A 23,235-nucleotide genomic window follows, 5' to 3' on the forward strand; every position below is an offset into this window, starting at 1 on the left:
CCTCGCGGGGGTAGCCAAGCGAGCGAAGAAGCTGAGGAAGCAAAGCGTGAAGAGAGTCAGTGCGGACGCCCCGAAAAAAGGAGCCCCCTAGCCGTTTTTCAACGCGAACTAGGGATTCCAATGCGCCCGCCACGTGCGCCCGTTTGCCAGTGGTCGCCATCCCCCCTCGTCGGAATGCTTTTGCGCTCGCTCACGGCAGTTCCACGCGGGCGCCGCTGAGCTAAAATTTGAATAGCTGCTTCGGGACGATTCCCGCCATATCGCGAATCGGCAATCAGCACGATGCGGTAAACTATTTATTCTCAAATGCTTGGATCGAAACATCGGGCAGGTCACAAGGATTTCGAGCTTTTCCCCATCTCTCTGAGCACCATTGATGAAATATAAAGACTACTACAGCATTCTCGGTGTCGAACGAAGCGCCGGCGCCGAGGATATTAAAAAGGCCTATCGTAAACTCGCCCACAAGTATCACCCGGACGTTTCCAAGGATCCCGAGGGCGAGGAAAAATTCAAGGAGGTCGCGGAAGCTTACGAGACCCTCAAGAATCCGGAAAAGCGTGCAGCCTACGACCAGCTTGGCAGTTACCAGCCGGGGCAGGACTTCCAGCCGCCGCCAGACTGGGGCAAGCAGTTTGGCGACTCGCAGTTCTCATTCGAGGACGTCGATCTGGCGGATCTCTTCGCGGGACTGGCGGCGGGTCGGCATCGCGCAGGACAAGGGACTGCTCAAATCCGGATGCCCGGCCAGGATTACGAAGTCACAGCCCATATCTCGTTAGAGGAAGCGTATCGTGGCACCGAAGTCGAACTGAATTTGACAGTGCCCGAATACGACGAGAAGGGATTCCTTCATCGCGTGCCTCGCACTTTCAAGGTGCGCATCCCCAAGGGCGCAACCGATGGACAAAGATTGCGCCTGGCCGGTAGGGGCGGCAAAGGGCTTAATGGCGGTCGCGATGGCGATCTGTACCTTAATATCGCGTTACATCCACATCCGCTTTTTCGTGTGAGCGGGCATGATCTGTATCTCGATCTACCCTTGGCGCCGTGGGAAGCGGTGTTGGGCGCGACCGTAGAGGTCCCGACGTTGGGTGGGCCAGTTCGTCTAAAAGTGCCGCCGAATACTCATGCCGGACAGCAGTTACGGCTATCCAGGCGCGGACTGCCTAAACCATATGGTAGAGAGGGCGATCTCTTCGCCATCGCGCAAATTGTTGTACCCACCGCAACAAGCGACCGTGAACGCGAGTTGTTTAAACAACTCGCGGAAGGCTCGACGTTTAATCCGCGCGGGCGCTTTCAACTGGAGGTGAGAAGTGAAAGCTGAACATACTGAAGCTGTATGGCTTACCGAGGACCATGAGTTCTCATTGGCAGAGCTTGCGGAGCTGTCAGGCTTGTCGGAAGCAGAGCTACGCGAACTCGTTGACTATGGTGCCGTCACACCCATTAATCCAGATTCATCACCGTGGGTTTTCAACGGGAAGTGTTTACTGACCGTCCGTACGGCATGCCGTCTCCGAATTAGCTTCGACCTCGAGCCGCACGAGGTGGCCCTGATTGTTTCGCTGCTAGACCGGATTCACGAACTCGAAGCGCAGTTAGGCAGTCTGCGCGCGCAACTGCCGCATCATACTCGTTAGGGCTAGCTATATAAGCATTCCCACATCACGCCGATAAATAGCGAAGCAGAAGGACACCCAGAACCTCCATTTCCAGTGTCCTACAAATGTCCGCTTCGGGTCGTTTCCAGCCCCTCATATATATACGATCTAGGGTCGAATTGGTCAGACACTTTCTGTCCGATCAATCGTACACGTGCTCACCGCCGACGGAGCATTCCTGCCCGATAGGCGCTTTGTCACGCTGCCGGCGGTGCCGGGAAGTCTGCTTGGCTAGAGGGCTTTCGGCGTGCGGTGCTGGAGTTTCTGGTCAATAACGACGCACTCTCGGAGGGGCTTCGCAGCCGCAGGCTTGGCGGGCGCCATTGCGGCTTCTCAGCGCACCACGAGGTGAGGGTGCCGGCCGAGGATGCCGAAGGGAGAAAGAAACTCGCCGGCACCATGCTGCGTGCCCCGATGTCCCTTGAGAAGATGACCGACGACGACGCCACGGGCACGGTGATCTACCGCTCGAGGAGGCCTCTCGGGTTGAAGCGGAACTTCCAAGTGATGCCGGGTGCGGGAGTGGCTGGCGCTGCTGTGCAAGCACATCCCCGATCGCTACGAGCACCTCGTTCGCTACTTCGGCGGGTACTCAAACCGGGCACGCGGCGAGCGGGCAAAGGAAGCATCGCCGCACGCCGGTGCCGCGCTCACCTGCGCCAAGCGAGCAACCCAGCACCGAGTTCGCTGCCCGTGCCAAGACTACGTGGGCGCGGCTGATCCGCAAAGTCTATGCGGCCGATCCCCTGGAATGCCCCAAGTGCAAGGGGCCGATGCGCGTCATTGCGCTTGAATCGAGGATGCGGGAGTCATCCGTCGCATCCTCGAGACCTGGGGCGGTGGGCGCCGCAGGTGACGCAACGCAGTCCACCACGGGGTCCCGAGGCCTGGCCGGTGCACGCCAGCCTGCCGCTCACCTACCACCCGGTTACCGACATCGCCTGAACGGGGCCAGCGCGAGCAACATTCGTCATAACGACGATTGCGCGCGACGCGGACGCCCTTAAAGACATTCCATGACGAGCAAGATTTGCCGCGAACTGGCCCGGCCCAAGCGTGACTCGCGCCCAACGAAGACCACGAGCGCCCAGCGGGCGGATGAGTTTTCCTATCGCTCGCTATCGCTCGCTATAATGGTGACATCTGCCTCGCTCCCCGGTCTCCATGTACCAACATTACTTTGGCCTCGCCGAAGCGCCGTTCTCCATTGCGCCGGACCCGCGCTATCTTTACCTGAGCCAGCGCCACCAGGAGGCGCTAGCTCATTTGCTCTATGGCGTGAGCGGCGATGGCGGGGTCGTGCTGCTCACGGGCGAGGTGGGAACGGGCAAGACCACGGTATGCCGCTGCCTGCTGCAGCAGATTCCCGCGTCCTGCGATGTGGCCTATATCTTCAATCCCAAGCTGACGGTGGAGGAACTGCTCTCGACCATCTGCGTCGAATTCGGTATCGCCTACCCGTCCGGCAATGCCAGCATCAAGGTGTTCGTCGATTGCATCAACGCTTACCTGCTCGACGCCCATGCCAAGGGCAGGCACACGGTGCTGATCATCGACGAGGCGCAGAATCTCTCGGCCGACGTGCTGGAGCAGATGCGCTTGCTCACTAATCTGGAAACGAACCAGCGCAAGCTGCTGCAGATCATCCTGCTCGGCCAGCCCGAGCTGGCGCTGATGCTGGAGCGGCCGGAGCTGCGGCAGCTCAGCCAGCGCATCGTCGCGCGCTATCACCTGGGGCCGCTGACCAAGCCGGAAGTCGCAGCCTATGTGCGGCATCGGCTCGAGATATCGGGCGCGCAGCGGCAGCTGTTTCCGGCCGGCTTGATGGGCCGCGTGTACCGCTTGAGCGGCGGCGTTCCCCGAGTCATCAACCTGCTGTGCGACCGCGCGCTGCTCGGCACCTACGTGCAAGGTAAGGAGCGGGTTGATCGCGCGACGCTCGCGCAAGCAGCGCGCGAAGTGTTCCACCAGGCACAGCGCCGCAGCTTGGTGCGGCCTCTGCTGGTGATCCTGATTTTGGTGCTTGGCGGTGTGCTGGCGATGACGCTGTATCAGCTGGAGCTGCGTGAGACTGGAACAGCAACGGTGCCTGCGACCGTTGCAAAACCCGTTGCTCAGACAATAGCTGCGGGGCCGGCTAAAGAGGCTCCGGTGGAGGAGACCAAGCCGGCAGCGGCGCTGCCGGACACGCTGGAATGGCCGGCGGGCGAACCGCGCTCGCGCAGCAAGGCGATAGCTTACGCCGCACTTTTCCGGGCATGGGGCGGGGACTATAAAGGGGCGTACGCGTGCCGCCAGGCGGCAGGCCTGGGTTTGCGCTGTCGCAGCGCCCGCGGCGGATTGGATGAACTGCGTCGATTGAACCGGCCCGCGGTACTCCTGATGCACGACGACCAGGGCCAGGAGTTCCATGCCGCGCTGGTGGCGCTCGCAGACAAGACCGCCACATTCGCCATCGGCGCCGAAACCAGGACGGTCGCTCTTGGCGCCCTGGCGGCGCAATGGGCGGGGCACTACACTTTGCTCTGGCGCATGCCGCCGGATGCGCGCGAGAATATCCGCGCGGGGGAGCGTGGACCGGCTGTGCAATGGCTGATCAGGCAACTCGCGCAGGCGCAGGGGCAGGTTGCCGATACCAGCAAGGACCCGCTGTTCAATGACGTCCTGGGGCGTCAGGTGAAACAGTTTCAACTCGCCCAGGGATTGATTCCAGACGGCGCCGTCGGACCTCAGACGGTGATGCGCCTCGCCGGCGTGGGGGATCAATCGGCGCCGAAATTGCTTCCCGGGCAAGGGGAACAATAGGCATGTCGTATATCCTCGACGCTTTGAGGAAATCCGATCAGCAGCGCCAGCGCGGCGCGGCGCCGACGCTGCTCGCGGGGCAGGCGACGGCGGTAGCAACCAAACAGCCGGCGTTTCTAGCTTACGGCTTGCTCGCGGTGGTCCTGGTCGGCGCGGGCATGCTGATCGGCTGGCTGCGCCCATGGCAACCGGAGCAGGCGGCGCCTGGCAGAGCGGAGCTTGTCGCCGCCAAGCCGCTCGAATCGACCCCGCGCCAACCAGCGCCTGCGCCGTCTGAAATGGCGCCGCAGCCGAAGCCGGAACCGCAGTTGCAGAACGCGACCCCGCCCGCGCAAGCAGCACCTGCGCTCGTTCCGACGAAGCCGCAACTGCCCGCGCGCGCGAAGCCGGAGACTGATGGCACACCGCGCGAAGCGGATGCAGCCGTGCCAAGGAGAATGGCGGCGCCGGCGCCGGAGCAGCCTGTCGGCGCCGCCGCCGATGCCGCGCGCGTACAAACGGTGATATCGATGGCCGAACTTCCGCTCTCGGTCCAGCAGGAGCTTCCGGCAATGACGATTTCGGTTCATGTCTATTCCGGCAATCCCGGGGACCGCCTGGTCGGCATCAACAACCGGATGCTACGGGAAGGTGAGTACGTGGTTCCCGGTCTCAAGCTGGAGCAGATCACGCCGGATGGCATGATATTCGGCTACAAGGGATACAGTTTCCGTCGCGGCGTGAAGTAGAGCGGGCTTTTTATTTCAGCTGCAGCTCGAACCTGTCTTCGCCGCGCTCGACCGCAATCATGCGCATCAGCGGCGCGAGCTGCTGCAGGTGCTCCGGCGGAATGCGCGCCCCTGGCGTTGTTAAGGCCACCAACACGGGCGGCGGCGAAAGGTAAACCTAGTCATGGTCGTCAATCAGCTAAATGGGAAATTTGTGATCATGGGAACCGGCATTGCAACGGGGACTTTCTTAAGCCCCATGAACTTCATGCTGATTCAGCAATAGTGTCAATGCCCTCCTAGCGCGGCCCCCACGAGGAAACTTCGGTCAGGGATGGATATTTGGAATCGAAGCTGGCAAGGGCAGCTTTATTCCCCTGGAGCGCCGCTTCGGGTCGATAGCCGGCGTTGAGTGCCGGCTCCCCGACCGGGGCAAATCTGGGCACTGGCGGGAACGTCTGGAACTTCCTTAATGAAAGCGTGCTGACCGGCCTCCTTCAAGCGCAACTTGGGGATTCGCGTTGATGGATCAGAAACGCGGCCTGCCACCCCTTGGTTTGCCTCCACCTCCGCGGCCGTCAGAGCGCGGACGGGCCTCGTTGACGGTAAGGGTCTGCCCTTTCAAGTCCTTGCCATTCAGTGCGGTGATAGCAGACTGAGCCCCCGCTTTATCTGGCATCTCTACAAACCCAAATCCTTTTGATTCCTTGGTGAACTTGTCCTTAATAACGACGGCGGATGCGACTTGTCCGAACGCCTCAAATGCCTTTTGCAAATCCTCTTCGGTGACCTCACGTGACAAATTGCCCACAAAAATATTCATTCTTATTTCCTCTTAATTGAAAAAGTCTATTCACCTCATCCGGTCGACCCATTGAGTGCGCCAAGCGGGCGTCTCAAATAGAGCAAGGTTACTGTAGCATAGTAACTCAGAAACAAAAATGGGCACAAAATCAGTGCCCATTTTTATATTTGCATGGCTCCCCAACCAGGGCAAATCTGGGCATTGGCGGGAGGTCATTGCTCTGTTCTAACTGGCTCCCTGACTAGGGCAAATCTAGGCACCAGCACCAGTGGGTAGCTAGAGTGGCGCTAGCTCAGTGCCCATAATCAGCGGCCACCGAAGCCTTTCCGATGCACGCTCGGCCTTACCTTTCCAACGAATGAGATCACGTCTGACTCGCGTCGGCCGCGACCCGATAAGTATCGTTATTTCATTGCCAAGGCATTCAATGACGGGTTCACAGCGAATTTCATTAACCTCTTGGCACATTCATCGATTCTCTCGCCACCACGCCCCCCCTTTATCCGCCTATTCAAATCTGCGAAATAGTCCTTCGCAAGCGTCCGGGCCGGTTCCTTTCCTTCAAACTTTAGAACAATAGCCACGTGCCCTTCTGACAGGGTAACGATTGGATACGCGTCAATGAGTTCGAGTACTTGATCAAGCCTATCCAATGCTTTTTTCGCCTCATCTAGCATCACATACGCCTTGGTCCGACTGTCAGTGAGTCTGCCCAAAATGAGTTTCTGCTGCGCGAGCGCGTGCTCAGCTTGAACAGACGAATATGCTTCGTATGCTGTTTTAAGCTTAGAAAGCGCCTCATCCTGTTCGTCACACTCTCTCAGCGCTAGGCCATAATGAAGCCAGAACAATCCGTCTTCCTGAAAGACCTTTTCATAAGACCTAAAAACATCTAGGATTAAATCGTCTTGACCTCGAAGCACTTCTCTGAGAAAGCGATGATTCAGAATAGATTTGAAAACGTATCTCTCATTCTTAGCAGCGTACTTTGCTATCGGCACTCTATAGGCGCCAAACGCACCCAGAAGTGCCTTGATTGAAACTTGGATTTCCGATGGGTCAATAACGTGTTCAAAAAGGTATCGCACGTACACAGGATGACGAGCGTACAAAGCACCATTAGCGTAGAGAGTTATTCCGGCAGTTAATCGAAGCAGTTGCGGCACGCCTGTGACTATGCCCAGATTTCTCAATGCACGATACACGAGTGATTCCTTGATGGAAGATCGGTGAACCGTTGCTAGGCCGACCACCGTGAGGAAAAGACGCTCCTCCCGGCTCTTGAGCCTCTTGTAGTCCTCCTCTATTAGTTTCTCGAAACCATCACCAAGTGTTGTCTCAAGTAAGCCGATTAATAGCTGGCGCTTCGCCTTTGCAACTAGCTCATGCACTCGATCGGCAGAACTGAGCTTGCGGAGTCTTTGCCAGGGCCCGAACTGTTCTACTTTTTTCAATATCGCTTCTGCGTCCGACTCATGAATTTCTGACACCTTAAAAGGTGCGCCGGAGAATTCGCCCAAGATGTCACGTGTACGGCCAATCCAAATATTTTGCCGTTCCGATCCGACCACTGTTCCGCGAAGCAGCTTGTGAGACTTTAAAACGCTGTTCAGTTCATGAACAATGGAATCCAATTTGTCGGTGAATATGACGTATGGCTCATTGTGAACCTTGTCTAGCACATTCAGAATTTCGCCAAGGTTATCGGCGGGTTGAGTTAATGCATATACAGGTGTGTGCGTATTTCTCATGATGTGATAAGCCGCTTGCATCAGGAGCGTGCTTTTCCCAGATCCTGCCGGGCCATACAGGACGACGAGCTTCTGTTTGCCAATCGCTCTCTTGACGACTTCAACAAACTCTCTCGTCGAAGCGAGTACAGCAGGAACACCTTCATGAATGTCAGACCAAGTAGGTTTGAAGCCAAGATAAAAATTTCTAGTAGCGTGTTTCTCAGCATCAGTTCGCTGGAGAGCGGGCAGCGTCTTATCGATTCGCTCTACATGCTGGAACAGATTTGCGTAATAGTATTGATCCGCATCGGATTTCGCATCGAATAAGACGGTGGCAAGCTGCGGATGGCGCGCGATGGCAACGTCAATCGGCTTACTAGGTACTGGGAATGTGCTTTGAAGCCAAGTGCAAAATGCTGCAACGTCACCCGGCACATGGATTACATGCTGCGACGCGAGACTAGTTCTTTCGATTTCCGAGACCGAAGGCACAACTAAGTAGCTCTCCCCCTCAGCCGCACCCGCAACATCCCTATATCTTTCCACCTGCTGGAAGAATATTGACTCGTCCAATTTCGTTCCGATAAATAAGAATGTATAGCGGAAGAAGTCGATGCCTAGTTGCTCATACCATTGCGATGCTGCGGCCGCGGTGCGCGCATACTGTTGCGGCGAAAAAATGACGCCCGCTTGCAAATTGTTGACGCAACCATTGAGCTTAACTACATCCAATCTCTCAAAGTATTGATCTTGGTCTTCAACTCTATCTTGCAAACCCCTTACTGCGACGTTTTGGCTAGAAGCTTTCGCTAGTGCCCTCTCAAGCGCATCGTCTATATTGAGCGTATAGATGCGTGGCCAGGGATATTTGGCTAGCTCTAGATACTCAGAGGACGGGGTGCAATGCCGATAGCGCTCCTCTAGAAGTTTAAGAAGTTTATCGCCGAGCTTTGCTTGTGCTGCCGCATAAACATGCCGGAGCAGCTCTCCAGCATATGGGAGGCCCGCCGCGCCAGCCAGTTCCCTTGCGAGGTCGCCTCCGAAAAGCAAATCACGACCAGCGCTATCACGGCTTCCAGCCGACGCGCCGGCCCCTAAAAAAAGCGCTAACTCTCCGCGTTGAATCGCCCTCTTAATTTGCTCATTCACGAGTCGCCCCCTTTGCTACGTGCCTCATTACGACTAGCGAGCCCGATTCGAAGATTCGTCGCCTTTGGGCTCTTCGTCGATTCAGACAATCGGGCCAGGCTCAACCAAATAACCTGACGAAAGGCGCAGTTGTCAGCTCTAGCTCGCCCCGTTTGTGTAACACGGGGGGCTACGGCTACATTGACCAAATTATAGTAGATTCTCAATAGGAATAGAGGAGAAGGGCAATTGGGCTGGGAGTCGAAATAATTTTCGGCAGTTTAGGTTTTTGGTATCCCCTGCGAGCCGCCAAGTGACGAGGACGAATCGGGGGCGCTTAAGCGAGCACTGTCTGAGCGCGGAGCGCGAGTTGCGCCAACCTGCCGGGACTCGGCGAGCGAAGCTTTGGGGCGGGGACGGCAGGCGCAGCTCGCTCCCGCACCCTATTTCCGCTATGCTCCTCACCGTGTCGCGAACTGCCCCGGTTTGGCTGAGGAGTGCAGGGAACCCCGATAGGGGCGGCGAACCGGGGTCGCCTTTTCTTTGGTAACTTTCTTTTGGCGACGCAAAAGAAAGTTACCAGCCGCCGGGCTGCCCCCGGCATCAAGAACTTTATGGGGTCAGAGACCAATTTTTCCGCAAAAAATATTCAACTCTGGCCCCCAATATTCCTGGTCACATCGCCTGCCAGCCACTCAATGATCAAGGCTATAAGGCGGCAAGGTGGTTAGGCGAGGGTCCTCGACATGGCCTCCGGTCGTGAAGTGATAGAGCGACTGAAACATCGCGTCTTTGAATCCAATCACCTGATGGACGGGGTCATCGAAAAAACAGCCGATTCCCGTCGCACGGACGCTAGCTGCCTCCGCTTCTAAATAAAGTACCTGGCCGATAATCCCTGTCTCCCAGAAAAGTCTCCGGTAAAACCAGGCTCCGTAATGCCGCAGGCTTGATTCAAATTCCGCGATCATCCCCAAGGAAAACGCGCTATCCCCGGCAATATCCTGATGGCAACTGATCTGGGCCGCCAATTGCCGTGCATCTCCCTCTTCGAGCAGAAACAAAGGCACCTCCTCTGGACAGCCAGGCGGTGAGGTCCAGGCAAATTGTTGGTGCATCGCCCGTCTGAGCGAATCCACTTTCGCAGGATCACGAGCCAGCATGTAGAGCCCGGGAGTCAGGCCATCTACGCGATGTACGAACAGGGCAAGATGAATGGCCGGTTCCCAAGGCAGGACGTCCCAGGGCATGGGACGCTGGCACAGGTCACGATCAACTCGTGGCACGACGCGGGCCAGCATGGTGAAGAAGCTGCCGACTGAAATCGAGGTTTTACCATCGAACGCAAGCGCACTTCGCCGTTGACGGATCACCTGTCCAGCCCTTGGCTGGCCCGGGTAGAGGCTCGGCGCATGGGTACTCGGAGGGATCGGTGTCTCTACCGTAGGGGCGCTTTGATTCAGTTCGATGACTCTCGGTTCAGTACTCGACTTCCACGATGCGACTTCTACCTGGTTGAGGATCTCCCATTGCACGGGATTGTCTTGACTTAGCCGGTTGGCCTTGCCGTACCAAATATGCCGCGTCAACTCGCGAATGGCATCAGGGGCAAGGGACAGCGGCAATGAGATTGTCCCGTCAGTGGCAAGACCGGCAGCTTGCTCGGCAGGGCGCGCGGACACGTTACCGGCGAAGCCGGCCGCTTGCGGGGAGCGCGCCATTGGCCCGCCTCCCGCCCCGGATGGCTTCGCCAACGCCGTGTCGGCGGGCCAGACGACGGCGAGGCAATCAGGGTGCTCCCGCTCCGCCCCCTCGAAATCCTCGGGACGATCTACCCCCAACAAGGCGGCAACCGCGTCATCCGCCAGGCCGTTCAACAGCAGCATGCGCCAGCCTAGGGTCTGGGCCGCAATGCGAGTGCTGCCGATCGCGTGCCCCACGTCATGTTGACAGTAGCGAAAGGCTCGTTCTCCGTACTTCCAGGTCTCTCGCCAGTTCACTGAGGTAAAGCCAACAAGAAAAGCGTTGGGCGGGAATCCTTTCATTAGCAACGTAAAGCTTTCCTTCGGCAACTCTGCTCGCAGCTCCAGGGCATGCTCCTTGGCTGCATAGTGATAAAGAGCTGGGAACGGCGAAAGGCCTGTGACTTTGTCAATGAGCAAATAACCTTCGGTAGGATGCAGATTGCCGCTCGATGGGTTGGTTCGAAGCGCCCAGCGGACTTCACCGGCCTGCTTCCAAGCCGAAATGGCCAGCGAATATTCAAGAAAGCGCGAAACAGCGCGGATGGTGACCGGAACGCTCTCGATTGCTCCAGGGCGATACAAGTCTTGATAGAGCGGCGAGAGCGGCGCCTCGTCAGGGTTCAGGAGCGGTAAGGGAATGAGCGGAGATCCCTCGTATCGTCGAAACGGATCCGGCTGATTCGCCCAGTCCAGGTAGCCGAGCGCGCGCGCATAGCGGGAAAAATGATGTTTCGTCTCCTGGTGGTACTGCATGACCACTTCCAGGGGATCGAGTGCTTCCGCACCACGAACAGGGTCTTCCTTTGTCCGATGGTTCACAGTTAAGATACTCCTTGCCGCAGAGTCTACGCGCCTCCTTCAGTCATAGCCTTCTCGTCGTAGTCGCCTGCAGAGGTTGAATAAAGGAACGCAGATGCAGGCTCACAGCCGGCACTGGTTTGACCTGACCCATTTAAACTGCCTCATTCCTCGCCCCACAACGGCTTGCTCAACGCCGCCGTGAACGCGGAAAACATCAGGTTAAAGCTCACGCTTACGCGGGTCTCGCCGCTGGCGTTGGCATCGACGGAGTGGTACAGATACGAAGGGAAAACGAGCAGCGTGCCGTTTCTAACCCGCACCACGACCTGATCAGTGTTGGCGCCAGTGAGCTCTGTGACCGGTGCCCGGATGACGCCGGTCTGGCTACGCGGGTCGTGGAAGTTGATGGTGTCCGCGCCGGGCCAGGTGCGCACGTAGTACACGGCGCTCAGGTAATTGTTTGGGTGGCTGTGCGCGCGGTGCGCAGCGCCCGGTGCGTACAGGTTCGCCCAGCAGCCCGTGATTTCAATCGCTTCATCGCCAATTTTCAGGAACTGCAGCACGCTGGCCGCCGCGCGGCTGACGCAGTCGCAAAGCTCACGCAATTCCTCCCGCCCGTGCAGGGCATGGCCCGACTGCCAGGCTTCGCCGGTCTTCAGCTCGGGCAGCCCCTGCCGCAGCGAGTGCAGCAGCCCGAGTGCGCTCGCGTCGATCGGCTGGTGCACCTCGGCTCGAAGCTGGGTTTTCCATACCAGGGAGGGAAACAGCGAAAAGACGTCTGAGTTTTCGATCCATGAGTGCTTGCCCGATTTCGCCATGGAGCTCCCCGCGCGCGAGTCGACTCGAAGTGCGCCACGCCGTCGCTCGTGCGGGGCGTCGCGTGTGTTCGATGCTGGCCCAGTTTCCGACCTAAATGTGGGCGCTGAAATTGCCGTGCCTGGCCGAGCCCAGTAGGCCCAGGAACGTCTTGCCGTCAATACGGATCAGCTCTTCGTGATCGCCGGCCTCGACATAGACCTCCGGGGCATTCTCGAGGCTCTCGTCCCAGACCGTCTCCATGCCGTAGGCGGGTCCGAGCGGCGGAATCGCGCCCAGCTCGCAGTCTCCGAACAGATCCTTGAGATCGGCCTCCGTAGCGAGGCGCAGATGGCGCTGCAATTCGGCGCTCAACACGCCGAGCCGCACGCGGCGGGTCGAAGGCAACACTACCATGAGATACCCATTGTCGTCCTCCAACACTACCGACTTCACCAGCCGGTCACCCGGAACATGTGCAGCCGCCGCGGATTCCTGGCTGCATCGCGTCTGCGGGTGCACGATCACGTCGTAAGTAACTCCGCGCTGGTTTAGGTAGTCCCGGACTCGATTTGCGATATGCATGGTGCGCCTCCTTGGCGGTGCCGTCATTGCCGGTTCGCTTGCGCGCTTCACCCTCGCCCTCGCGGCCATATCCCTGTTGAAGTGTAGCCCAGCAGGGTAGTGTCACTTTAAGTTGAAATCAGTTCTCAGCCTACAACCTCTTGCGGTTCGGAGTGGTGTCCACCAGATCTAGCCGCAAAAGTTAACTTGACAGTGCCCCAAGAGACTCCCATTGGAAGTGATGTTCTTCAGGATGCCAACCTGCGCCAGACACTCGCCAGCCAGGGCTGCTGTTCGCGCGGCAGGCCGGCAGGGCGGTAATAGTGAGTAAGCTCAACGAACCCGGCGGCTGACATATAGCGGCGCCAAGTTTCAAGATTATGATACGCGCCGTAGCGTCCGCGGTTCCAGCCTTCCTGGTTATGGCCGTGCGGGTTCGAGGCGAACAACACACCGCGCGGTTTCAGGGTTGCGTGCAATTCCAGCAACACGCGCGGCAACTCCAGGCTGGGTACATGAAACAGCGCGGCGTTGGCGAACACGCCATCGAAATGGTTATCCGGCAGATCGAGCTTGAGGAAATCCTGCTGCCACACTTCGCAGCCGCTGTGGACGCGCGCCATTACGGCGAAGCGCGTGGCGCCTTCCAAACCTACCGCGAGGTGACCGAGTTCGGCAAACACCTTGAGGTCGCGTCCCGGCCCGCAGCCAAAATCGAGTATTGTGAACGGCGGTTCACCCTCGATGTATTGCAACAGCGCCTCGATGTTCTGGCTGACATCGTGATCATGCGTGCCTTCCCGGAAATCTTCGGCACTCTGGTTGTAATGTTCCAGCGTGAGGTCGGCGATTTTTTCCAGGTCTTGCGGATTCAGTTTCATGTTCGATCTAGTCAAACAGAGGTTCTGTCAACTTAACACCGATATGAATAGAAAAAGCCGGCACGTGGGCGAGACTGTCACTGATGAAGGGCAATTCCCATTATATCGCTGGCTGCAGGCAAACAAGTTCACGCCACTGCATGAAGCGGCAACAATTGGGGGTCAGAGTCGAAATAATTTTTGGCGGTTTAGGTTTTTGGTATCCCCTGTGAGCCGCCGGACTATCAAGATTTATGCGGGCAGTTCGGTTTGGTGCAGTCGGCGTAGATGTGAAGCGAATGCTCGTGAATGGTGAAGCCGCGGTCTTTCGCAATTTTGACTTGGCGGCGCTCGATCTCGGGATCGACAAACTCTTCCACTCGCCCGCATTGCAGGCACACCAGATGGTCGTGATGCCCGCCCTGGTTTAATTCAAACACCGCCTTGCCGCTTTCAAAGTGATGGCGAATCAAAAGCCCGGCTTGTTCGAACTGGGTCAGCACGCGATAAACCGTCGCGAGCCCGATGTCCATGCCCTCGCCGATGAGAACTTTATATACGTCTTCCGCGGTCAAATGCCGTACTTGGCTGTTTTCGAACAAATTGAGGATTTTGAGGCGAGGCAGCGTGGCCTTGAGCCCGATGGTCTTGAGATCGCTCGGTGAGCTCATGATTTCCGCTCTGACGGGGATATCATTTCTAAGGTATCATATAACGTTTTCGGATTAAGCGGTAATTTTTCCATGCGCTTCCGGCTGATATTCCTCGCTTTATTCCTGACGGCCTGCTCGCCCACGGTTCTGATCACCCCGCACAAGATTGACGTGCAGCAGGGCAACGTGGTCACCCAGGACATGCTGGAAAAGGTCAAGCCCGGGATGACCAAGTCCCAGGTGCGATTTGTTCTGGGCACACCGCTGATTTCCGACCCGTTCCACAGTGACCGTTGGGATTATGTGTACCGCTTCAACAAGGCGGGCGAGCTGATCGAGCAGCGCAAACTCACGGCGGTGTTTGAGGGCGACAAGCTGAAAAAAATCGAAGGCGCGGCGCTCCCGCCGAGCGACAAAATCGCCGGCACCAGGCCGGTCGAGTTGATAACGCCTGACTCCACCGAGCCGAAGCCTGCTACCGTCACGCTCGCACCGGCGGAATCCGGTCCCCAGCCTCCCGCTGCGGGCGAGCCGAAGGCCGACAGTAAGCCCGAAGCGCCGTCGGAGAATGCCCCCGCCGCAGCAGCCAAGCCGAAGGCAACGGTGGTGCAAATCCAGCCTGAAGAACCGAAGCGCAGCGTGGGCGAGCGTTTCCTGAGATTGTTTGGCTGGGGTAAAAACGACGAAGCGCAGCAGGCGAAAGTCGAGGAAAAACCTGAAGCGCAACCGGAGCCGGAAGCCGAGTCGGTTACCCACACGGTGATCAACGCCGATCGCAGCCCGCCGCCCAAGCGCAGCGTGGGTGAGCGCTTTATGCGCTTGATCGGCTTTAAGGAAAAGGTGGGTGATGATCCGGCGCCGCCGGTCACCACGGAAACGCTAACCCGGCCTCTCCGGATCAGCACGATGAACCTCAAGGATTTGGTGGTGAAGCAGATTCTCGGGTTTGGCGACGACACGGAAAAAGAAAGAAAGGCCGTGGCCGAAGACATTGAGCCCGGCGAAAGTGAAAAGAGCGGTGCACAGGGCACCACATGGCAGCGCTTTAAGCGCTTGATCGGTGTAGGCAGCGAGGAACAAGAGCCGGTTTCTGCACCGGCGAAGAATCAACCGTAGAGTAAGGACGAGCAGACCAAGACCGAAACACCCGAATTAACCAAAACGGGAGGAACGCAGCCGGCTGACGACCGTAGTTTCTTTCAGAAAACTCTCGACGCCATTGGCTTGGGTAGCAAAAATCCTACCGACACCAAGAGTGGCGGGGAACCAGATATCAAATAACTCTGAACAATAACCGTCATGACCAAATTGAAGATTGCAATTGCCGGCAGTTCCGGCCGGATGGGGCGCGCGCTGATTGAAGCAGTGCTGCAAGCGGGTGATTTGCGGCTTCATGCCGCGTTTGACATTTCCGGCAGCCCCTATTTAAAAAGGGACGCCGGCGAGTTTTGCGGCAGCCCGAGCCAAGTGCTTATCACCGACGATGTGGCGGGCGCGCTCAAAGGCGCCGACGTGTTCGTTGACTTCACCCGTCCCGAAGGCACGCTCGGGCATCTGCAGCTTTGCCGCAAAAATGGCGTGAACATGGTCATCGGCACGACGGGTTTTAATGAGCCGCAAAAAAAGAAGTTGAACGAAGCCGCCAGGGACATCGCCATTGTGTTTGCGCCCAACATGAGTGTCGGCGTCAATGTCATGCTGAAGCTCGTCGAAAATGCGGCGAAAGCCCTGGGCGATGACTACGACGTGGAAATCATCGAGGCGCATCACCGCCACAAGGTGGATGCGCCTTCAGGCACGGCTTTGCGCCTGGGTGAAGTAGTAGCGGAAGCACTCGGCCGCAATTTCAAGACCTCCGCGGTCTATGGCCGGCAAGGGATAACCGGCGAGCGCGACTCCGCCAGCATCGGCTTCGCCACCGTGCGCGGCGGCGACATCGTCGGCGACCACACCGCGCTGTTTGCCGGCTTGGGTGAGCGCATCGAGATCACCCACAAGGCCTCCAGCCGCGCGACCTTTGCCATGGGCGCTTTGCGTGCCGCGCGCTTTCTCAAAAGCAGGAAGAACGGCCTCTTTGATATGCTGGATGTCCTTGGCCTTCGCTAGCCGTCTGCGTTGATAGCCAGTCGTTAATAGAGTATAATTTTTAGGCTTCAGAAGCGGGATGGGCGCAAAGCCTGTCCCGCTTTGTGTATCCACCTGCAAAAACGGAGTTTTTTGTGTCGCAACGGAAGCCTGCCATCCTCGCGCTCGCCGATGGCACCATTTTTCGCGGCACGGCAATCGGCGGCGAAGGCATGGCCGTTGGCGAGGTGGTGTTCAACACCGCCATGACCGGCTATCAGGAAATCCTCACCGACCCTTCCTACTGCAAGCAGATTGTCACGCTGACTTACCCGCATATCGGCAACACCGGCGTGAATCCGGAGGACACCGAATCACACCGCGTGTTTGCCAGCGGTCTGGTGATCCGCGATCTGCCGCCGGTTTCCAGCAGCTGGCGCGAAGCGCAGACGCTGCCCGCATACCTCAAACAGCAGAACGTGGTGGCGATTGCCGATATCGACACGCGCAAGCTCACGCGCATCCTGCGCGAAAAAGGTGCGCAAAACGGCTGCATTATGGCGGGAAAAATCGACGAGCAGGAAGCGCTTAAAGCCGCGCGCGCGTTTCCCGGCCTTGCCGGAATGGACCTGGCGAAGGAAGTGAGTTGCAAGCAGCCGTTTGCCTGGAACGAAGGCGAGTGGAAGCTCGGCCAGGGTTACAGCAGGCAGGAGCAGCCGAAGTTTCACGTCGCCGCCTACGATTACGGCATCAAGAACAACATATTGAGAAAGCTGGCCACGCGCGGCTGCCGCATCACCGTGCTGCCGGCGCAAATGCCCGCCCGCGAAGCGATGACGATCAAGCCCGACGGAATTTTTCTTTCTAACGGCCCTGGCGACCCCGAACCCTGCGATTACGCGATTTCCACCATACGCGAATTGCTCGATATCGGCATCCCGATTTTCGGGATTTGTCTCGGCCACCAGTTGCTGGCGCTCGCCAGCGGCGCCAGGACGGTGAAAATGAAGTTCGGCCACCACGGCGCCAATCATCCGGTACTCGAAGTCGATACCGGACGCGTGATGATTACCACCCAGAACCACGGCTTTGCAGTGGACGCTGCCACGCTTCCGCCTAATATGCGCACAACGCATGTGTCGCTGTTCGATGGCAGCCTGCAGGGACTTGCGCGCACCGACAAGCCGGCGTTCTGCTTTCAGGGGCACCCCGAGGCGAGCCCCGGCCCGCACGACATGGACCCGCTGTTTGACCGTTTCATCCAGTTGATGCAACAGAAAAAAGTTGAAACCGCAGATGAACGTAAATAAACGCAGATTGAAAACCGCTCAGTCCGATATCGGCGCTCATCGGCGTTTATCGGCGGTTTAAAAAGATGCCGAAAAGAACCGACATCAAAAGCATCCTGATCATAGGCGCCGGCCCCATCATCATCGGCCAGGCGTGCGAGTTCGATTATTCCGGGGCGCAGGCGTGCAAGGCGCTTAAAGAAGAAGGCTACCGGGTGATTCTGGTTAATTCCAATCCGGCGACCATCATGACCGACCCGGAAGTAGCGGATGCCACCTACATCGAGCCCATCAACTGGCCGATGCTGGAAAAAATCATCGCCATTGAGCGTCCGAACGCGCTGCTTCCCACCATGGGCGGACAGACCGCTTTGAACTGCGCGCTCGATCTGGCCAAGCATGGTGTTTTGGAAAAATACGGCGTGGAATTTATTGGCGCGTCGCGCGAAGCGATTGACAAGGCCGAGGACCGCGAGAAATTCAAGCTGGCCATGACCCGGATCGGTTTGTCGTCTCCACGCTCGGCGATTGCTCACAGCATGGAAGAAGCGCTGCAAGTGCAGGCGATGGTGGGGTTCCCCACGGTGGTCCGCCCTTCGTTCACTTTAGGCGGCACCGGCGGCGGAATCGCCTACAACCGGGAAGAACTCATCACCATCTGCGAGCGCGGCCTCGAAGCCTCGCCGACCAAGGAGCTCTTGATCGAAGAATCGGTGATCGGCTGGAAGGAATTCGAGATGGAGGTGGTGCGCGACAAAAAAGACAACTGCATTATCGTCTGCTCCATCGAAAACCTCGATCCGATGGGCGTGCACACCGGAGATTCGATTACGGTGGCACCGGCGCAGACGCTTACCGACAAGGAATACCAGATCATGCGCGACGCTTCGATTCGGGTGCTGCGCGAAATCGGTGTGGATACCGGCGGCTCAAATGTGCAGTTTGCCGTCAACCCCCGGGACGGGCGCATGCTGATTATCGAAATGAACCCGCGCGTGTCGCGCTCAAGCGCGCTGGCCTCGAAAGCGACCGGCTTTCCGATTGCCAAGGTGGCGGCAAAGCTCGCGGTGGGGTACACGCTGGATGAACTCAAAAACGAAATCACCGGCGGCGCGACTCCGGCTTCGTTCGAGCCGTCCATTGATTATGTGGTGACCAAAGTGCCGCGGTTTGCGTTTGAGAAATTTCCACAGGCCGACAGCCGCTTGACTACCCAAATGAAATCGGTGGGCGAAGTCATGGCGATCGGCCGCACCTTCCAGGAATCGCTGCAAAAAGCCCTGCGCGGCCTGGAGACGGGCGCCGACGGCCTGGATGAAAAAACCGCCGAGCGCGACGTGATTGAAAACGAGCTGGGCGATGTCGGGCCCGAGCGTATCTGGTATGTGGCCGACGCTTTTCGCTGCGGCATGACCATGGAGGAAGTGCACGGTTTGACGCGAATCGACCCGTGGTTTCTGGCGCAGATTGAAGATCTGGTGCGGCAGGAGCAGGCGCTTAAGGGCAAAACACTCGAGGCGTTGAGCGCGGAGCAATTGCGTGAGCTCAAGCGCAGCGGCTTTTCCGATGCGCGGCTGGCGAGACTTCTCAACGCTACTGAAACTGCGGTGCGGCAAAAACGTTTGCGGCTGGGCGTGCGGCCGGTATACAAACGGGTGGACACCTGCGCCGCGGAATTCGCCACGCGCACCGCCTACATGTATTCCACTTACGAAGAGGAATGCGAGGCGCAGCCCACCAGCAAGCGCAAGATCATGGTGCTGGGCGGCGGGCCCAACCGCATCGGGCAAGGCATCGAGTTCGATTATTGCTGCGTGCACGCCGCGCTGGCGTTGCGCGAAGACGGGTTTGAGACCATCATGGTCAACTGCAACCCTGAAACCGTTTCCACCGATTACGATACCTCCGACCGCCTGTATTTTGAGCCATTGACGCTGGAAGACGTGCTCGAAATCGTGCACGTGGAAAAGCCGGAAGGAGTGATCGTGCAATACGGCGGGCAAACGCCGCTGAAACTGGCGCGCAATCTCGAAGCGAACGGCGTGCTCATCATCGGCACGTCTCCCGACATGATTGACTGCGCGGAAGACCGCGAGCGCTTCCAGAAAATGCTGAATGAGCTCAAGCTCAAGCAGCCGCCCAACCGCTCCGCGCGCACGCCGCAGGACGCTTTGCGCCTGGCCGAGGAAATCGGCTATCCGCTGGTGGTGCGGCCGTCCTATGTGCTGGGCGGGCGCGCCATGGAAATCGTGCACGAACAAGGCGATCTTGAGCGTTACATGCGCGAAGCGGTGAAAGTTTCCAACGATTCGCCGGTATTGCTCGATCGTTATCTCACCGACGCCATCGAAGTGGACGTGGATGCGGTGTGCGATGGCAAGCGGGTGCTGATCGGCGGCATCATGGAACACATCGAGCAGGCGGGCGTGCATTCCGGCGATTCCGCATGTTCCCTGCCGCCGTTCAGTTTGAGTAATGCATTGCAGGACGAACTGCGCCGGCAAACGACGGCGATGGCGCATGCGCTCAAGGTGGTGGGGCTGATGAACGTGCAATACGCGATTCAAGGCGACACGGTTTATGTGCTGGAAGTCAATCCGCGCGCCTCGCGCACCGTGCCCTTTGTGTCGAAAGCCACCGGTTTGCCGCTGGCCAAAATCGCGGCGCGCTGCATGGTCGGGCGCACGCTGGAAGAGCAGGGCGTGACGCAAGAAGTGATTCCGCCGTATTACTCCGTGAAGGAAGCGGTGTTCCCGTTTATCAAATTCCCGGGCGTGGACAGTATTCTTGGGCCGGAAATGAAATCCACCGGTGAAGTGATGGGCGTGGGCGCCACCTTTGCCGAGGCGTTTGTGAAATCGCAAATCGCGGCGGGGGAGAAACTCCCTTCTTCCGGGAGGGTGTTCATCAGCGTGAGAAACGCCGACAAGCCGCGCACCGTCGAAATCGCGCAAATCCTGCAGAATCTGGGCTTCAGCCTGGTGGCGACGCGCGGCACCGCCGCCACGCTGGCTGCTGCCGGCATCAAGGTCACGCCGGTCAACAAGGTCGCAGAAGGCCGGCCGCACATCGTGGATATGATCAAGAACGGTGAAATCGACCTGATTATCAACACCGTGGAAGACAAGCGCGCGGTGCATGATTCGTATTCGATACGCCACGCCGCGCTACAGCGGCGGGTGACGTATTACACCACGCTCGCCGGCGCGCGCGCGGCGTGCACCGGCATTCAGCACATGCGGGAAATGCGGCCGTATGAACTGCAGGGGCTGCACCGCGGCCTGGCGGCGCGCTGAGAAGCTAGAACCTATCTCATAAATGATCGCGCGATAGGTTCTTTGATTTTTCCCCTGAATACCGCTATAAATAGACGATAAACAAAGCATTCCTGATACAGAGGGTACGACGGATCGCGGTGAACAAAATCCCATTGACTGTGAGCGGGGCCGAAAAGCTTCGCAGCGAGTTGCAGCAACTCAAAACGGTGCAGCGGCCGGCGGTGATTGCCGCCATCGCCGAGGCACGCACCCACGGTGACCTTTCCGAAAACGCCGAATACCACGCCGCCAAGGAAAGACAAAGTTTCATCGAGGGGCGCATCGTCGAGCTTGAGACGAAACTCTCCAACGCCCAGATCATCGATCCCGCGCTGCTGGATGCGGACGGATGTTGCGTGTTTGGCGCCACCGTCGAACTGGAAGACATGGGCGGCGGGGGCACCCTGACTTACCAGATCGTCGGCGACGACGAGGCGGAGATCAAGCACGGCAAGATTTCCATCAGCTCGCCGATTGCGCGCGCTTTAATCGGCAAATACCCCGGCGACGTGGCGGAAGTACAGGCGCCGGGCGGGGTGCGCCAGTATGAAATCCTCGACGTGAAATATATTTAAGGGGGCCACCGTGAGTGATCTTGCCGACAGCCTGCACTGGATAGCAGTAACCCTTTGGGTCGGCGCCTTGTGGGCGGTGGGTTACATCGCTGCGCCTGTTCTCTTTTATTTTCTCGACGACCGCGCGCTGGCGGGGACGCTCGCCGCAAGGATGTTCACCCTGGTGGCCTATGTGGGGATGGCCTGCGGCGCGTATTTGTTGTTGTTCCGCGTCATCCGGCAGGGGGTGTATTCGCTCAAGCAATGGTTTTTCTGGATTACGCTCTTGATGCTGCTGCTCACGCTGATCGGGTACTTCGGCGTGCAGCCGGTCATGGAAAGCCTGAAACAGCAGTCGCTGGCGAAGGAAATCGTGGAAAGCGCGTTCAAGGACCGCTTTGCCACCTGGCACGGTGTGGGCAACGTGCTTTATCTCATGGAAAGCGCGCTGGGGCTGGCGCTGGTGCTGCTGCAGCCCAAAGCGGCGCCCTAGAGGGAACCGTTATCTATCGTGCTCGCGGCTCTTGGCGTCTTTTGCCGGGCTTGGCGCGCGGTTTTTTCGCTGGCTTGGCCTCCGGTGTTTTGCGGTAAATGACGAGTATTTTGCCGATGTGCTGCACCGGGGCTGCATTAAGGCTGGTGCAAATTTCTTCCAGCGCGTTTTCCCGCCGCGCGCGATCTTCTCCCGCAACCTTGACCTTGATCAATTCATGGTGGTTGAGGCTCAGGTCGATTTCCCGCATCACGGCGGGCGTAAGACCGCTTTCGCCGATGATCACCACCGGCTTGAGTGCGTGCGCCTTGGCGCGCAATGAGCGGCGTTCACCGGGATTAAGTGTTGGCATGATTTCCTCAACAGGCAAGTCTAGCGAATGAAGCGCTCCAAAACCAGCAGCGCCTGGATGCGCGAGCATGTCAATGACCTTTACGTGAAGCGCGCCAAACAGAAAGGCTTCCGCTCGCGCGCCGCCTTCAAGCTGCTGGAAATCGACGCGCGCGACAAGTTGCTCTCGCCGGGCCTGACCGTGGTGGAACTCGGCGCGGCGCCCGGCGGCTGGACGCAGGTGGTGGCGGAGAAGGTGGGCCCGCGCGGCAGGGTGATTGCGCTGGATATGCTGGAAATACGGCCAGTTGCTGGCGTGGATTTCATTCAGGGCGATTTTCGCGAAGAGGTGGTCTTGCAGGAACTGCGCCGCAGGCTGCAGGGAAAAACCGCGGACCTTGTAATTTCCGACATGGCGCCCAATGTTAGCGGTGTGGCAAGCAGCGACCAGGCGCGCGTGGTGGAATTGGCCTTACTGGCGCTGAAATTTGCAGAGAATGTGCTGCAACCGCAAGGTAAGCTGCTGGTCAAACTCTTCCAGGGCGAAGCATTTGAGCAATTTGTTGCCGCGATGCGCCGCAGCTTCAAAGAGGTGGTTTCGCGCAAACCCAAGGCCTCGCGCGACCGATCGAGTGAAATCTACCTGCTGGGCAAGGGCTTAAGGAACCTCTGATTAAGTCCTCCGCAGATTGCGTTGCAGGCAAAATGTGGACGGATGCGAGGCGCGCGACGAAGGTCGTAGCCCGGACTACGAAGCCGAGGAGCGCAACGACGCAGATGCCGTATTTTGCCGCAACCCGGAGGGACGGGGCTTGTCCGGGCGGGTCTGCTTTGTCGCTCGGCTTGCCAAGGGGGATGACCCTTGGCAGCGCCTCGCTTCGCGCACCCCATCCCGGAAAGCCACCGTCGCAACCGCGTGGGATTT

General features: G+C 58.4%; 20 protein-coding genes. 11 read left to right on the top strand and 9 right to left on the bottom strand.

Annotation, left to right across the window (positions count from 1 at the left end; all coding sequences use genetic code 11):
• The first annotated feature begins 376 nt into the window (after positions 1-376).
• The 4 genes from VHE58_10965 to VHE58_10980 all read left to right on the top strand — a co-directional run bounded on the left by VHE58_10965 (position 377) and on the right by VHE58_10980 (position 5,200).
• Positions 377-1,330 (top strand): DnaJ C-terminal domain-containing protein, encoded by a 954-nt coding sequence (locus VHE58_10965; protein HVS27792.1) that lies wholly within the window; start codon positions 377-379, stop codon positions 1,328-1,330.
• A complete protein-coding gene (locus VHE58_10970) occupies positions 1,320-1,646 on the top strand; it encodes a chaperone modulator CbpM (protein ID HVS27793.1) in 327 nt (108 codons plus the stop codon). The genes VHE58_10965 and VHE58_10970 overlap by 11 nt, the downstream gene beginning before the upstream one ends.
• A 1,185-nt stretch (positions 1,647-2,831) precedes the next feature.
• On the top strand, positions 2,832-4,472 hold the full coding sequence (locus tag VHE58_10975) for an AAA family ATPase (GenBank protein HVS27794.1): 1,641 nt from the start codon (positions 2,832-2,834) through the stop codon (positions 4,470-4,472).
• A gap of 2 nt (positions 4,473-4,474) precedes the next feature.
• Entirely contained in the window at positions 4,475-5,200 is a 726-nt protein-coding gene (locus tag VHE58_10980; protein HVS27795.1) for a general secretion pathway protein GspB, read from the top strand.
• A 10-nt stretch (positions 5,201-5,210) separates the two neighbouring features.
• Here the strand turns inward: VHE58_10980 and VHE58_10985 are convergent, their stop codons facing one another.
• The 8 genes from VHE58_10985 to fur form a co-directional block, all read right to left on the bottom strand.
• Positions 5,211-5,336, bottom strand: coding sequence for a hypothetical protein (locus VHE58_10985; protein ID HVS27796.1), 126 nt, complete (start codon positions 5,334-5,336; stop codon positions 5,211-5,213).
• Positions 5,337-5,708: 372 nt separating this feature from the next.
• Positions 5,709-6,002, bottom strand: a complete 294-nt coding sequence (locus VHE58_10990; GenBank protein ID HVS27797.1) for an RNA-binding protein — start codon at positions 6,000-6,002, stop codon at positions 5,709-5,711.
• 386 nt (positions 6,003-6,388) lie between these two features.
• On the bottom strand, positions 6,389-8,866 hold the full coding sequence (locus tag VHE58_10995; GenBank protein ID HVS27798.1) for an SIR2 family protein: 2,478 nt from the start codon (positions 8,864-8,866) through the stop codon (positions 6,389-6,391).
• Between the two features lie 674 nt (positions 8,867-9,540).
• The gene (locus VHE58_11000; GenBank protein ID HVS27799.1) at positions 9,541-11,343 is read right to left on the bottom strand and encodes a SagB/ThcOx family dehydrogenase; all 1,803 of its coding nucleotides are present in this window, start codon (positions 11,341-11,343) and stop codon (positions 9,541-9,543) included.
• A gap of 209 nt (positions 11,344-11,552) precedes the next feature.
• Entirely contained in the window at positions 11,553-12,209 is a 657-nt protein-coding gene (locus VHE58_11005; GenBank protein ID HVS27800.1) for a 2OG-Fe(II) oxygenase family protein, read from the bottom strand.
• Positions 12,210-12,300: 91 nt separating this feature from the next.
• Complete coding sequence (locus VHE58_11010) at positions 12,301-12,771, bottom strand: YbaK/EbsC family protein (GenBank protein ID HVS27801.1); 471 nt, start codon at positions 12,769-12,771, stop codon at positions 12,301-12,303.
• A gap of 227 nt (positions 12,772-12,998) precedes the next feature.
• Complete coding sequence (locus tag VHE58_11015) at positions 12,999-13,631, bottom strand: class I SAM-dependent methyltransferase (GenBank protein HVS27802.1); 633 nt, start codon at positions 13,629-13,631, stop codon at positions 12,999-13,001.
• 224 nt (positions 13,632-13,855) lie between these two features.
• Positions 13,856-14,281: a ferric iron uptake transcriptional regulator gene (gene fur / locus VHE58_11020; protein ID HVS27803.1), complete on the bottom strand. Its 426-nt coding sequence runs from the start codon at positions 14,279-14,281 to the stop codon at positions 13,856-13,858.
• A 72-nt stretch (positions 14,282-14,353) separates the two neighbouring features.
• On the opposite strand from fur, the gene VHE58_11025 reads away from it, so the two are divergent.
• The 6 genes from VHE58_11025 (at position 14,354) to VHE58_11050 (ending at position 21,980) form a co-directional block, all read left to right on the top strand.
• Positions 14,354-15,379, top strand: coding sequence for an outer membrane protein assembly factor BamE (locus VHE58_11025; protein ID HVS27804.1), 1,026 nt, complete (start codon positions 14,354-14,356; stop codon positions 15,377-15,379).
• A 183-nt stretch (positions 15,380-15,562) separates the two neighbouring features.
• On the top strand, positions 15,563-16,369 hold the full coding sequence (gene dapB / locus VHE58_11030) for a 4-hydroxy-tetrahydrodipicolinate reductase (GenBank protein ID HVS27805.1): 807 nt from the start codon (positions 15,563-15,565) through the stop codon (positions 16,367-16,369).
• A 113-nt stretch (positions 16,370-16,482) separates the two neighbouring features.
• Entirely contained in the window at positions 16,483-17,637 is a 1,155-nt protein-coding gene (gene carA, locus VHE58_11035) for a glutamine-hydrolyzing carbamoyl-phosphate synthase small subunit (protein ID HVS27806.1), read from the top strand.
• 65 nt (positions 17,638-17,702) lie between these two features.
• Positions 17,703-20,912 (top strand): carbamoyl-phosphate synthase large subunit, encoded by a 3,210-nt coding sequence (gene carB / locus VHE58_11040; protein HVS27807.1) that lies wholly within the window; start codon positions 17,703-17,705, stop codon positions 20,910-20,912.
• Between the two features lie 119 nt (positions 20,913-21,031).
• Complete coding sequence (gene greA / locus VHE58_11045; GenBank protein ID HVS27808.1) at positions 21,032-21,508, top strand: transcription elongation factor GreA; 477 nt, start codon at positions 21,032-21,034, stop codon at positions 21,506-21,508.
• Between the two features lie 10 nt (positions 21,509-21,518).
• Complete coding sequence (locus VHE58_11050) at positions 21,519-21,980, top strand: DUF4149 domain-containing protein (GenBank protein ID HVS27809.1); 462 nt, start codon at positions 21,519-21,521, stop codon at positions 21,978-21,980.
• Positions 21,981-21,993: 13 nt separating this feature from the next.
• Here the strand turns inward: VHE58_11050 and yhbY are convergent, their stop codons facing one another.
• On the bottom strand, positions 21,994-22,332 hold the full coding sequence (gene yhbY / locus VHE58_11055; GenBank protein ID HVS27810.1) for a ribosome assembly RNA-binding protein YhbY: 339 nt from the start codon (positions 22,330-22,332) through the stop codon (positions 21,994-21,996).
• Positions 22,333-22,359: 27 nt separating this feature from the next.
• On the opposite strand from yhbY, the gene VHE58_11060 reads away from it, so the two are divergent.
• Entirely contained in the window at positions 22,360-22,983 is a 624-nt protein-coding gene (locus tag VHE58_11060) for an RlmE family RNA methyltransferase (protein ID HVS27811.1), read from the top strand.
• Positions 22,984-23,235: the final 252 nt, after the last annotated feature.

It is taken from the genome of Burkholderiales bacterium, from assembly GCA_035543335.1.
In the GTDB taxonomy this organism is placed as follows: Bacteria; Pseudomonadota; Gammaproteobacteria; order Burkholderiales; family JAHFRG01; genus JAHFRG01.

Coding starts and splice junctions, on each gene's coding strand:
- VHE58_11005 (HVS27800.1), bottom strand. CDS start 12,209: ATGGCGAAATCGGGCAAGCACTCATGGATCGAAAACTCAGACGTCTTT.
- carB (HVS27807.1), top strand. CDS start 17,703: ATGCCGAAAAGAACCGACATCAAAAGCATCCTGATCATAGGCGCCGGC.
- VHE58_10965 (HVS27792.1), top strand. CDS start 377: ATGAAATATAAAGACTACTACAGCATTCTCGGTGTCGAACGAAGCGCC.
- VHE58_10980 (HVS27795.1), top strand. CDS start 4,475: ATGTCGTATATCCTCGACGCTTTGAGGAAATCCGATCAGCAGCGCCAG.
- dapB (HVS27805.1), top strand. CDS start 15,563: ATGACCAAATTGAAGATTGCAATTGCCGGCAGTTCCGGCCGGATGGGG.
- VHE58_11000 (HVS27799.1), bottom strand. CDS start 11,343: ATGCAGTACCACCAGGAGACGAAACATCATTTTTCCCGCTATGCGCGC.
- fur (HVS27803.1), bottom strand. CDS start 14,281: ATGAGCTCACCGAGCGATCTCAAGACCATCGGGCTCAAGGCCACGCTG.
- VHE58_11060 (HVS27811.1), top strand. CDS start 22,360: ATGAAGCGCTCCAAAACCAGCAGCGCCTGGATGCGCGAGCATGTCAAT.
- VHE58_10975 (HVS27794.1), top strand. CDS start 2,832: ATGTACCAACATTACTTTGGCCTCGCCGAAGCGCCGTTCTCCATTGCG.
- VHE58_11025 (HVS27804.1), top strand. CDS start 14,354: ATGCGCTTCCGGCTGATATTCCTCGCTTTATTCCTGACGGCCTGCTCG.
- VHE58_11015 (HVS27802.1), bottom strand. CDS start 13,631: ATGAAACTGAATCCGCAAGACCTGGAAAAAATCGCCGACCTCACGCTG.
- yhbY (HVS27810.1), bottom strand. CDS start 22,332: ATGCCAACACTTAATCCCGGTGAACGCCGCTCATTGCGCGCCAAGGCG.
- VHE58_11010 (HVS27801.1), bottom strand. CDS start 12,771: ATGCATATCGCAAATCGAGTCCGGGACTACCTAAACCAGCGCGGAGTT.
- VHE58_10990 (HVS27797.1), bottom strand. CDS start 6,002: ATGAATATTTTTGTGGGCAATTTGTCACGTGAGGTCACCGAAGAGGAT.